The organism is Novosphingobium sp. 9U (genome assembly GCF_902506425.1).
Taxonomy (GTDB): Bacteria; Pseudomonadota; Alphaproteobacteria; order Sphingomonadales; family Sphingomonadaceae; genus Novosphingobium.
This window is the reverse complement of record NZ_LR732469.1, coordinates 425,693-437,719: the sequence shown is the minus strand read 5'-3', so window position 1 is coordinate 437,719 and position 12,027 is coordinate 425,693. Positions and strand designations below refer to the sequence as shown.

At 67.0% G+C, this 12,027-nt stretch carries 10 protein-coding genes; 7 read left to right on the top strand and 3 right to left on the bottom strand.

Features of this window, described 5'->3' with window-relative positions:
- Positions 1–17 precede the first annotated feature (17 nt).
- Complete coding sequence (locus tag GV044_RS02005) at positions 18–1,061, top strand: hypothetical protein (RefSeq protein WP_159864742.1); 1,044 nt, start codon at positions 18–20, stop codon at positions 1,059–1,061.
- Complete coding sequence (locus GV044_RS02000) at positions 1,061–2,227, top strand: aspartyl/asparaginyl beta-hydroxylase domain-containing protein (protein WP_236554613.1); 1,167 nt, start codon at positions 1,061–1,063, stop codon at positions 2,225–2,227. Before GV044_RS02005 ends, GV044_RS02000 begins: the two co-directional genes overlap by 1 nt.
- Before the next feature lie 9 nt (positions 2,228–2,236).
- Here the strand turns inward: GV044_RS02000 and GV044_RS01995 are convergent, their stop codons facing one another.
- Complete coding sequence (locus GV044_RS01995; RefSeq protein WP_159864736.1) at positions 2,237–2,500, bottom strand: hypothetical protein; 264 nt, start codon at positions 2,498–2,500, stop codon at positions 2,237–2,239.
- Positions 2,501–2,578: 78 nt separating this feature from the next.
- Here GV044_RS01995 and GV044_RS01990 point away from each other — a divergent pair, with 78 nt between their 5' ends.
- On the top strand, positions 2,579–4,216 hold the full coding sequence (locus tag GV044_RS01990) for a sulfotransferase (protein WP_159864733.1): 1,638 nt from the start codon (positions 2,579–2,581) through the stop codon (positions 4,214–4,216).
- 247 nt (positions 4,217–4,463) lie between these two features.
- Here GV044_RS01990 and GV044_RS01985 read toward each other — a convergent pair whose 3' ends face one another.
- Complete coding sequence (locus GV044_RS01985; protein ID WP_159864730.1) at positions 4,464–7,604, bottom strand: TonB-dependent receptor domain-containing protein; 3,141 nt, start codon at positions 7,602–7,604, stop codon at positions 4,464–4,466.
- A gap of 326 nt (positions 7,605–7,930) precedes the next feature.
- Between GV044_RS01985 and GV044_RS01980 the strand changes: the two genes are divergently transcribed.
- Entirely contained in the window at positions 7,931–8,395 is a 465-nt protein-coding gene (locus GV044_RS01980) for a hypothetical protein (protein WP_159864728.1), read from the top strand.
- A gap of 22 nt (positions 8,396–8,417) precedes the next feature.
- Here the strand turns inward: GV044_RS01980 and GV044_RS01975 are convergent, their stop codons facing one another.
- A complete protein-coding gene (locus GV044_RS01975; RefSeq protein ID WP_159864726.1) occupies positions 8,418–9,389 on the bottom strand; it encodes a hypothetical protein in 972 nt (323 codons plus the stop codon).
- A 49-nt stretch (positions 9,390–9,438) separates the two neighbouring features.
- Here GV044_RS01975 and GV044_RS01970 point away from each other — a divergent pair, with 49 nt between their 5' ends.
- The 3 genes from GV044_RS01970 to GV044_RS01960 all read left to right on the top strand — a co-directional run bounded on the left by GV044_RS01970 (position 9,439) and on the right by GV044_RS01960 (position 11,989).
- Complete coding sequence (locus GV044_RS01970; RefSeq protein ID WP_159864724.1) at positions 9,439–10,398, top strand: TauD/TfdA family dioxygenase; 960 nt, start codon at positions 9,439–9,441, stop codon at positions 10,396–10,398.
- 156 nt (positions 10,399–10,554) lie between these two features.
- Positions 10,555–11,340, top strand: a complete 786-nt coding sequence (locus GV044_RS01965; protein ID WP_159864722.1) for an SDR family oxidoreductase — start codon at positions 10,555–10,557, stop codon at positions 11,338–11,340.
- Positions 11,341–11,347: 7 nt separating this feature from the next.
- Positions 11,348–11,989 carry a TetR family transcriptional regulator gene (locus GV044_RS01960; RefSeq protein WP_159864719.1) on the top strand — a complete coding sequence of 214 codons (642 nt, stop codon included), beginning with the start codon at positions 11,348–11,350 and terminating at the stop codon, positions 11,987–11,989.
- Positions 11,990–12,027: the final 38 nt, after the last annotated feature.

Genomic DNA, 12,027 nt, shown 5'->3' with positions numbered 1-12,027 from the left:
ATGCCCGCCGGTCCCGCATGAGCCTATCAGCCTCTTCCGCCCCCTTGCTGGCCGACGCGACGTGGCTCGCGCATCGGTACGATCCCGGGCACGACGCGGTCCACTTCGTCCGGGTTCCGCGCGAGGCGCACCGGACCGCGACGTTCCTGACCGACGATCACTTGCCACCGGGGCTCGAACCGCTGGTGGTGCGGCGCGCCGATGCACTGGCGCTGACGGCGAGCCCTGCGCCGCTGCACTTCATCTTCCACTCGGCCTATTGCTGCTCCACGCTGCTGGCGCGCGCGTTCGATCGGCCGGGCTGGGCGATGGGTCTGAAGGAGCCGGTGCTGTTCAACGATCTCGTCGGCTGGAAGCGGCGCGGGGGGAAGGGGCCGGACATGGCCTCCGTGCTCGACGATGCGCTGACTTTGCTGGCCCGCCCCTTCGCGGCAGGAGAGGCGGTGATCGTGAAGCCGTCGAACATCGCCAACGGCATTGCCGCACCGATCCTCGCTTTGCGGCCGCAGAGCCATGCAGTGCTGCTCTACGCGCCGCTGCGGACGTACCTCGCCTCGATCGCCAAGAAAGGCCTCGACGGTCGGCTGTGGGTGCGCACGCTGCTCCTGGGGCTGCTCGACGATCGCCTGATCGACATGGGGTTCACGCCGCGTGACCACCTTGGGCACAGCGACCTCCAGGTGGCGGCGGTCGGCTGGCTGGCGCAGCAGGCGCTGTTCGCGCGGCTGGTGGCGCAGTTCGGCGAAAGTCGCGTGCGCACCTTGAGCAGCGCCGAGCTGATGCGCGATCCGGCAACGACGACGACGTGCCTGGCCACGCTTTTCGGCTTGTCCTTGGATCCAGCGGCGGCGGCGCAGATCGTCTCAGGGCCGGCGTTCACGCGTCACTCCAAGTTCGGCAACGACTTCGCCGCAGCCGAGCGCGAGGCTGAGCATAGCGCGGCGGAGCAGATCCACGGCGACGAGATCGACAAGGTGGCGCAGTGGGCCGAGGCCGTGGCGAAAGCGGCCGGGATCGCGCTCGATCCGCCCGCGCCCTTGCTCGCCGGGCAGCACGCGTGATGACCCCGGCGGCGGCGCTGCAGGCCGGTCTGACGGCCTTGCGCCGAGGCGATGCAGCGGCGGCGCGCAGGGCACTGGAGCCGGTCGAGAGGGCAGGGCAGGCGACGGCGCAGATGAAGCTGCTCCTGGCGCAGGCCTGCGCGATGCTCGGCGATGCACCGGCGGCGCACCGGGCGCTCGACGGCGTGCTCGCGGCAGAGCCGGCCAACCTCTACGCGCTGATCATGCGGGGAGACTCGCTGAACTCGGCCGGCGACCCGCGCGCTGCGGTCAGCTGGTACGAGGCTGCGCTGCGCCAGGCTCCGCGCGCGGGACGTCTGCCGCAGGACCTCATCGACATGCTGCGCCGCGCGGAGACGGCTGTCGCCGGGTCCGGTGCGATCTTCGAGGCGCATCTTGAACAGCACTTGCAAGCCAGCGGCGTGGTGCCGGCCAGCGTCGGCGCGCGCTTCACCGAAGCCCTGGAGATCCTGGCGGCCAGGGCCGAAGTCCAGCTGCAGCAGCCGACCAGCTTCTACTACCCGGGCTTGGCCCAGCGGGCGTTCTTCGAAGCGGAGGAGTTCGCCTGGGTGCCTGCGCTCGAAGCTGCGGCACCGGCGATCCTGGCCGAGCTGGAGACCCTGTTGGCAAGCGACGCGGTGCTCGCGCCTTACGTGGCCCCAGAGGAGAACCGCCCGGCCAAGCGCCACCCGCTGCTTGCCGATCCGCGCTGGAGCGCCTTCCACCTCTATCGTGGCGGCGCGCTCGTACCGGAGAACGCAAGCCGCTTTCCCAAAACCTTGGCGGCGCTGGAGGGCTTGCCGATCCCGCACATCGCCGGGCGCTCACCGATGGTGCTGTTCTCCGTGCTCCGGCCCGGCACGCACATTCCGCAGCATCACGGCATGATCAACACCCGGCTGATCTGTCATCTGCCGCTGATCGTGCCGCCCGGTTGCCACTTGCGCGTCGGCAACCACAAGCGCGCCGTCGAGCAAGGCCGGATGATGATCTTCGACGACACAATCGAACACGAAGCCTGGAACGAGAGCGATCAGACCCGCGTCGTGCTGCTGTTCGAGATATGGCGCCCCGACCTTAGCGCTACAGAGCGCGAGGGGCTGACGGCGCTGTACGAGGCGATCGGCGCATACGGCGTCACCGCCGAGGATCAGGCTGGAGCGTGAGCCTGAGGCTCAGCAGCCGCCCTTTTCAGCCATGTCGCGGCACGAGTTGATACCGTTGCCGAAGGCGCGCGCGGTGTCCCGTTCCCGCTCCCATTCGCGCTTGGTCTTGCAGGCGCGATAGCCGCGGACCAGCGAGCCGGTCTCGGTGAAGCGCTTGCAGATCTTCTTGTCGTCGTTGTCGGCCGATCTTTCGGGTTCGTCCCCCTTTGTGGGTGCGGCCGGCGTCGTGGCGCTGGCCAGAAGAACCGCCGCGGCGGCCAGGAACTGCATCATCGTCGTGCCCCTTCTGGATATCGCGAAATCTATGACAGGTTGCGGCATGCGTAAAGATGCGCGAGAGCTTGCGCGCACATGCGAAGCAAGACATCGGCCAACTTGTCGACGGGCAAACGCGCCAAGGCACGCGCGGGGATCGAACAGGCGCTCGCCTCGGGCGACATCGCGCAGGCCGCCGAACTCGCTGAAGCTCTGCTGCGCGCGGGCGAGCGCGATACGATGCTGCTGAACTTGGCCGCATGGCGGCGCGAGGAAGCGGGCGACTACGCCGGCGCGCACCGGCTGCTGCGCGCCGCGCTGAAGATCGCCCCGGGCGACGTCATGGTGCTCGGCGCGATCGGCGCGGTCCTGCGCAAGGAAGGGCAATTGCGCGAGGCGCTGGCGGTGCTCGACCGCGTCGTCGCCGCCGAGCCGCGCCACGCCGCCGCCTGGCTGGAGCGCGGGTACACGCTGGACGCACTGCGTGAGACCGCCGCCGCGAGCGAAAGCTACCGTCGCGCGCTGGCCGTCGATCCCAACCTGGCGCCGGCGCTTGGGCGACTTGCGGATACGGCGGCGCGACGCGGCGAGGCTGAGGCTGCACGTGACCTCGCGCGCCGGGCGCTTGCGCTGCAGCCACACGATCCGGCGGCGACGTTCGCCTTGGCGACACTGGCGATCGAGGCACGCGACGGAGCCGCTGCCGAAGCCGACTTGCGCACTTTGCTGGCGGCGGAGCCGAGCGGCGACGATCGCACTCGTGCGCTCACCCTGCTAGGCGATGCGCTCGATCGCCAGGACCGCATCGACGAGGCGTTCGCCAGCTATACCCAGGCGCAGGCGAACTTCCGCAAGGTCTATGGCGATGTGCTGAGCCCTGGTCCCGACCGGCCTTCGCATCGCGCTTACATCGAGACCATCGCGCGCCAGGTGACGGCAGCGCCGGCCGTGCGGGAGGTTCCGCCGGTCGAGGGCGAGGCGGCCACGCACGTCTTCCTGATCGGCTATCCCCGTTCGGGCACCACGCTGGTCGAGAACATCCTGGCGAGCGCGCCCGGCGTCGTCGCGCTGGAGGAGCGCGACACGCTGGCGGACACCGACGACGTGCTGGTCCGCAACGACGGCACCATGCGCGATCTGGACAGCCTCGATGCTGCCGAAATCGCCCGCTTCCGCGCGGCATACTGGAGCCGTGTGCGCGGCTACGGCGGCGATGTAGCGGGCAAGCTGTTCGTCGACATGAACCCGCTCGGCGGTATCAAGCTGCCGATCATCGCGCGCCTGTTCCCGAACGCGCGCGTGCTGATCATGCGCCGCGACCCGCGCGACGTGGTGCTCAGCTGCTTTCGCATCAACTTCACGCCAAGCCCCGCCGCCTGGGCCTTCAGCGACCTGGGGGACGCAGCGCGGCACTACGCGGCGCTGATGGACCTGACCGAGCGCTGCCGCGAGCACCTGCCGCTCGCCTTCCATGAAGTGCGCTACGACCGGCTGGTCACGCACTTCGAGGAGACGGTGCGCGCCATGGCGGCGTTCATCGGCCTTGCCTGGACCGAGGACTTCCGCCGCTTCGACCGCACCGCGCAGACCCGCGGCGTGCAGACCGCCAGCGCCACGCAGGTACGGCGCGGTCTCTATGACGGGCGTGGCCAGTGGCACCGCTACGCCGACCACCTCGCGCCGGCGCTGCCGATCCTGCGTCCGTGGATCGAGCGCTACGGGTTTGAGGTGTAGCTGGCCCGGATCTCCTCTTGCAGGGCAGGGGGACCGCCAGCGTAGCTGGTGCCGGAGCGGTGTGACCTTCCCGGTCGAATACTCCGCTAGCGCTGACACCCCTCCGTCAGTCCCGCGGACTAACACCTCCCCTTGCGGGGGAGGATCTTACGGCCGTAGCTTGGCTTTGCTCCGTTGCGCCGACCTCACAACAAAAAAGGGGGCGGGCCGAAGCCCACCCCCTCATCGATGTGCGTAGTGTGGTGTCTCAGAACTTGACGCGAGCGCCCACTGCGAAGCGACGACCCAGCGCGTCGTACGTCGACGGGTAGGTGTTGCCGCTGTTGAACGTGGTCGAGCCGATGGTGCCGCCCACGATCGGGGGCTGCTTGTCGAACAGGTTCATCACAGTGAAGGTCAGGTCGAAGTTGTCGCTCACGCCGACGCGGCTCGCCAGGTCGAAGTAGTCGTAAGCGCCGATGCGACCGAAGTTCACGTCCTTGCCGGCCAGAGCGCCCGCAGCGATCGTGCCGTCGAACGCGACTACGCCATCCTCGACCTTCATCTTGCTGATGTGACGCCACAGCAGCGACAGATCAACTGAACCGAAGGTCAGCGTGGTGCGCTGGTTCCAGGTGAACTCGGGCTGCAGCGAGCCTGCGCTCGAGCTCGGACCAGCCGAACCCGGCGAACCGCAGTTCTGACCATAGCGAGCAACGCAGCTGCGCACGTCGGAGACCGGGGTAGCCTGGAACACCGACTTGTGCGTCCAGTTGCCCAGGAAGCTGAGGTTCAGCTTCGCGAAGCCCAGATCGCGGCGGTAGTTGACACCAAGGTCGATACCGTCGGTCTTGATCCGGCCCAGGTTGCTCGGAAGGATGAACAGACCCGGCGTGGTCGCCGCGTCACCGTCCAGGGCGCCCGTATCCGGGTTACGCCGGATCTGGGTGCAGAGCGGGTCGGTCGCGCTGGCGGCGGTGATGCCGCTGCCGGCCTGGTCGCCGAAGCACAGGTTGTAGGCGTCACCCGCGGTCGGCTGCGAGATCGCGTCCTTCACCTTGATGTTGTAGTAGTCGACGGTGATCGACAGACCCGGAACGAAGTCGGGCTGGAACACGAGACCCAGGGTGTACGAGTCAGCCTTTTCCGGGCGCAGGTTGATGTTACCGCCGCCGGTGAAGTTGGCCTGGGCCGAGGTCGGCGTTTCGATGTTGCCGATCGAGGCCACCGGAGCACCCTGCGCAAGGCAGACGGCGCGCAGGTTGGCATTGGTCAGCGGGCCAGCACCGGCGCAGGCGTCGTACGACAGGTTGGTCAGAGCGGTGGAGACCGGCGCGAACAGCTCGTTGATGTTCGGTGCACGAACGGCACGCTGGTAGGTGCCGCGCAGCTTCACGCTCTCCACCGGTTCCCAGGTTGCCGCACCCTTGTACGTCCACGTGTCGTAGCTGGGCGTGCCGGGAGCCTGGACCTTGTAGCTCGAGTAGCGAACGCCGCCCTCGACCGTCAGGCTGTGGAAGAACGGCCGATCGGTGACGAGCGGCGCGATGACTTCGGCATAGCCTTCCCAGACCTGGTAGCCACCGTTGAAGGTCGGAGCGGCGCCGCCGGCACCACCGAGCTCACCAGGGGTCTGCGACAGGATGTCGGAGTCCTGCGAAGCGCGGTACTTGCGGAACTCGGCACCGAGAGCGAAGCCGATCGGGTCTTCCGCGAACGGCGAGGAAGCGCCGATGTCACCCGAGAGCAGAGCGCGGGCTTGGGCCAGCGAAGCGCGGTTGGTCGAAGTGCTGTTGGCGGTCAGGTAGCCGACCTGCGCGGCGCTGATCGAACCATCGGGACCGAACAGGTTAATCGGTACGCAGCCTGCTGGGCCGGCATCGATCGGGGCGCCACCCGGAGCGCCGCCGAGGCAGGTCGTGGTGTTGGTGGCGAAAGCGGCCGAACGGGCGCGCGAGGCCAGAACGTAGTTCTGGATGGTCTGCTGGTTCTCGGATTCGCCGTAGCTGCCAGAGATATCCAGGCCGATTGCCTCGGTGATGCCGATCTTGATGCCTGCGCGGTAATCGAAGATCTGCGTAGTGTAGTCGGAGATACGCGGGCCGACTTCGGTGGTGCGGCGGTTCGTGGCTGCCGTGAAGTACCGGAAGTTGGGATCGGTGATGCTAGTGGCGGTCGCCGCCGCGTTACACTGCGCCGTAGTCAGCTGAGCCACCTGCACGCCGGCGGCGGTGAAGGTCGGGTTGTTGGCGCAGAAGGTCGCACGTGCCGCTGCCGGCAGGTACGGGTTTGAGAACGGGATGGCCAGGCTGGTTCCGAAAATGCCCGACGGCGCGATGATCGTGCTGACGGTGTTCTTCGAGAACAGGCCGCGCGAGTAGATCTCGATGTTGTCAGCGATCTCGTACTTGCCGGCGCCGTAGATGTTGAAGCGCTCGAACGGCGTCTGGAAGACGTTGTACGGGTTGAAGTTGAAGTTCGTGACGCTGCCCAGAGCACCCGTGACCGGGTTAATCTGCCGGTTGCCCGACACGAAGCCGGGGTTGCCGGCGCCCGCCAGACCACCAAGAGTGAAGCGGCTGGGAACCGTCGTGCCCGAACCGCCGACGCCGCCGGAGGTCGAGGTGTAGTTGTTGCGCGAGAACTTGCGAGCCGACTGATAAACCGGGTCGGCGTTCTGGTAGCCGACCGAGAACACGACGTTGCCCTTGTCGTCGTCGAAGTTGCTGCCGATGGTCAGGTCGATGCGATTGTATTCGCCATCGCCCTGCTCGGTAATCTGCTCGGATGCATTCAACTCGATGCCCGAGAAGTCGGAGCGCGTGATGAAGTTGATCACGCCTGATACGGCGTCGGCGCCGTAGGTGGTTGCGGCGCCACCGGTCAGGGTGTCGACACGCTCAATGAGGGCGAGCGGAATGTTGTTGAGGTCGACGCGGCCAACCGCGCTCGAAGGCACGATGCGCTGACCGTCGAGCAGGATGACGTTGCGGAAGTTGCCCAGGCCGCGAAGGTCGGCATAGGACGAGCCGCCGTTGCCGTTGTTAACGGCCGAGCCGATGCTGGCGACTGCGCCCGGCAGGTCACGCAGGACCTGTTCGGCGTTGTTCACCTGGCGGAGGTTCAGTTCTTCCTGGCCGATCACGCTGACGGGGCTGGACGAAACCAGGTTCGGGTTGCGGATCAGCGAGCCGGTGACGATGATCTCGCCGGTGCTGTTCTCTGCTGCCGGCGGAGCGGCGTCGGCGCTGGAAACGCCGGCTGCGGGCGCGGCGGGATCGGTGCTCTGGACGCCGGTCTTGGGCTGGCTGGCCGGATCAGCCGTCTGCGCGAGTGCAGGCGTGGCGACGAGAGCGGCGCTGACCAACAAAGATGAGTTGAGCAGGCGCGCGCGATAGCGAGTGTTCATATGTGCATGTCCCCTATTGGGGTCGTGCTCGGAGCAGGTTGGTCCTTTTCGCGGGACGCATCATGCTGAGCCTTGACCCAATGAGCACGACGCTAATTCGATTTCCCCGCATCGCAAACGAGATCGCGGGCACGTTGAAATAATCTTGCGACATGTCACACGAATGCAACAGGTCCACGTAGAGGCTTGTGGAAGGTGCCGGTGCGGCGTAGCCCTTTGGCCACAGCACATCGGGAGGGATAATGAGAGGGCGGACGATCACGGCGGCGCTAGCACTGTGTTTTTGCACTTGCGAAGCGCACGCGCAGCAAGCGGCAAGTTCGCGATTGCTGGACTCTTTTGCCAAGTGCCGCACGATCGCGGCCGCCGAGGCACGCGCCGACTGCTTCGATGCGACCGCCCGCGAACTGGAGGCGGCGGTGAAGTCCAAGGAGGTGACGATCCTGGATCGCCAGGACATCCGTTCGGCACGCAAATCACTGTTCGGCTTCACCTTGCCACGCATCGGCCTGTTCGGGGGCGGCGATCGGGACGAGGGCCGTGGTGGCGGGCGAGACGCCGAGGCTGAGGAGATCAAGGAACTCAACACCACGATCGCGTCTGCGCGCGTCGTCGCCAATGGCCGGGTGGAGCTGCGACTTGCCGAAGGTGGTGCGGTTTGGGTAACGACCGACCCGATGCCGTTTCCGCCCAAGCCGGGTGATAAAGTGCGCATCCGCAGCGGATCGCTAGGCAACTACTTCATCGCGGTGGCCGGGCAACGCTCGGTGCGGGGCATGCGCCTGCGCTGAGCAGCCTGTCTCAATCATTTGCTCAGGAGATCAGCGCGGCCTTGGCGATCGTGTCGAGTGCCTCCGGAACGTCGGCGCCGTTGGCCTCGATCCAAGCCTCGGCGCTTGCGATCTCTGCGCTGAGCTGGGGCAGTAGAGCTTCGCTTCGGGCTTGCCGCGCAGCGTTGTCAAAGGCTTGCGACGGGTTCTTGGAGTAGCGCGTGAACAAAGGTCCTTGCGCAATCTGTGCGATGGCCTTGTCGTCGAGCGGGATCGAGAACAGCGCGGCCGCCGCTTGCAGCACCGGCTGCGGCTCCTGGAAGAAACGCTCGGCATCGAGGCTGCGGCTGTTCGGGTATTGCGAGATGCTGGCCGCATAAGAGCGGATCTGCCCAAGCCACAGCGCTGCCGCGCGTTTGCCGTCCTGCAGCCCTGACAGGTCGCCAAGATGAGGTGCCAGCTGCTGCGTCACCCTGCGCAGCCAGACGCGGTGATCGTCGCTGCGCAGGATCGCCAGCAGGTAGTCACGCAAGCCCAGATAGAGGAAGATCGCCGGCGCCTCGGCATAGAGCGCTCGCAGCTGCGGCAGCATGAAGTTGACCGGCACGTTGGCCTTCACGACGGTCGGCAGGTCCGCCTGATAGCGCTTGGACACCATTGCCGCGGCCAGCGCGAGCACGCCGGCGTCGCCGTTCACGGCCGCCTGGCGCAAGGCCAGCGGCTCTCGCAGCACCAGGTTGGTTTCGGCCGTGTCGAGTGCGCGGGACAGAAGGGTCGAGCCGCAATGCGCGACGTGGAAAATCCATCCGGTGTCGGCCGGGCGCGGAACCCGCCCGCCGAATGTCGCCAACGGCACCTTCATCGACCCGGAGCCCGCCGGCGAGATCCGCCCGTCGAGGAAGATCGAGCGATGGTACGCGGCGCGGTCCATCGGCACGTAGACGGCGGACTGGTCCTCGAAGGAATGCAGGTAATGGTCCGGCGAGGCGAGGAGGTCAGCAAGGGTCAGGGCCATCGCGCTTGGGTATAGCATGCGGGCTCGTCAGCGGCTACCTGCTGGCATCATGCCGACCGTCAGTCTGCCAGAGCCGGGCCGCCCCTACGTTCTGATCCAACCATCCGAAACACGCGATATCCTCGCCGTGGATCGTGACGAGGTCGTGGCGCTGTACAAGGCGCATGGCGCGTTGCTGCTGCGCGGGTTCGCCACCGATGTCGAGGCATTCGGCCGGTTCGCGCGCCAGTTCTGCCCGACTTCGGTCATCAACGAGAGCCCCGGGCGCCGCGTGCTCGATGCGGAGCGCAACGTGCTCACGGTGGATGGCGGGGCGGGGGCCTTTAACTTTCACCCCGAGCTCTCGCGAGAGCCGTGGAAGCCCGATGCCGCGTTCTTCGGCTGCCTCTCCGCGCCAAGAGCCGGCGGCGCGACGACGATCTGCGATGGCGTGGAGCTCGTTCGCGCCCTCCCGACCGAAGTTCGACAAGGGCTGGAAGGGCGGCGCCTGCTCTATATCAAGCCGACCTGGCCGGGCCTGCTGGAGTTCTGGCTGGGCACGCCCACGCCGACCGACGCGCAACTGCTCTCGCCGCCGGAGAACTGCCCCTACTTCTTCCGCAAGCTGCATGGCGAGATTGTGCGTATCTTCACCCGGCCCGCGCTGCATTGGCCGATGTTCAGCGACCAGCCGGCATTCGGCAACTTCCTGCTGTTCGCTCGCTTCAACAACCGCCGCCCGGACTTCCCATTGCTCGACGACGGGCGGCCGGTGCCCGAGCCGTGGCTCCAGGCGATCCGCGCGACGGCAGAGCGCGTCGGGGTCGCCGTCGATTGGCGCAAGGGCGACCTGCTGATGCTCGACAACACGCGCTTCATGCATGGCCGCACCGCCATCACCGATCCCGGCGAGCGGCTGATCGCAACGTTCTTCGGCTATGTCGGCTTTGCCGAGCGCGACCCCGAGGAGCCACCACAGCCCTTGTGGCGCCAGCGCGACTTCATGCCGCCGCTGCCGCCAGACTGGTGACCGCAGCTACGCTGCAGCGCTGTTGTGCCGGTCCGTGGCGAGGGGTTTCTTTCGTCGATTGACCCTTGTGGTAGTGCGGTTTAATCGAGCGATTAAGAAGGCCAACGCGCGAGAACTCGTGTCCGCCCGCGGCCGATGCAACAAGGGGTGACAGGCATGATTCTCGACAGCAGCGTAGCGGCAGTGGTCACGGGCGGCGCATCGGGCCTGGGCGCCGCAACGGCACGGGCGCTAGCGGCCAGGGGCGTCAAGGTTGCCCTGTTCGACCTCAACGCCGAAGCGGGCGAGGCGATCGCAGCCGAGATCGGCGGCGTCTTCTGCGAGGTCAACGTGACCGACGACGCCAGCGTCGACGCCGGCTTCGCCAAGGCCCGCGCCGCGCATGGCCAGGAGCGGGTGCTGGTGAACTGCGCCGGCATCGCGCCTGCCGCCAAGACCGTCGGCAAGAACCGCGAGACGGGTGCGCCCAAGTCGCACGATATGGTGCTGTTCGAGAAGGCTATCGCCATCAACCTGGTGGGCACCTTCCGCTGCATCTCCAAGGCGGCGGCCGGCATCGTCACGCTCGAGCCGGTGGACGAGGCGGGCTCGCGCGGCGCGATCGTCAACACCGCATCGGTCGCGGCACAGGACGGTCAGATCGGGCAGGCGGCTTACGCGGCTTCCAAGGGCGGTGTGCTGGCGATGACGCTGCCGGTCGCGCGCGACCTGATGAACGACGGCATCCGCGTGAACACCATCCTGCCCGGCATCTTCGAGACGCCGATGATGGCCAGCATGCCGCAGCAGGTGCAGGATGCGCTCGCCGCGATGGTGCCGTTCCCCAAGCGCCTGGGCAAGGCCGAGGAATACGCCAAGCTCGCGCTGTTCATGATCGAGCACGACTACCTCAACGGCGAGTCCGTCCGCCTCGACGGCGCGATCCGCATGGGGCCGAAGTGATCCTGCCATGAAGCGAGTGGCTGTCGAGGATGTCGCTCTGGCCGTGCCGCCCGGCGCGCGCGAGCACTTGCTCGACACCGCCAGCGCGATCATGCGCGAGGGCGACATCGTCGACATCTCGCTGTCGGAGCTTTCGCTGCGCTCCGGACTGAACTCGGCGTTGGTGAAGTACTACTTCGGCAACAAGGCCGGATTGCTGAAGGCGCTGCTCGATCGGGACTGGGACGCGATCGTGCGCAGCGTCGATGCGCTGGTCGCCAAGGGGGACATGGACCCGGAGGCGAAGCTGCGGCGTCATATCTCCAAGGTCATCGACACCTTCTACGCGGTGCCGTACCTCAACCGCCTGACCATGCGGATGGTGCGCGAGAGCGACGATGCGGAGGCGCGGCGGATCGCCGACTGCTACCTCTCACCGATCTATCGCGCCTACGAGGACCTGATAGGCGAGGGCGTGCGGGCAGGGGTGTTCCGCCCGATCGATCCTCAGCTGTTCTACTTCACCGTGACGGGCGCGGTGGACCGGTTCTTCTCGACGCGGCTGGTGATGAAGTACTGCTTCGACCAGGACACGCTGACTGAAGAACTGCGTGACCGGTACCGCGAGCATACAATCGACATCATCATGGCGGGAATTCTGGCGCGCTGAGCACTCGGCCCTCTCCCCCCGTCCGGGAGAGGGCACCG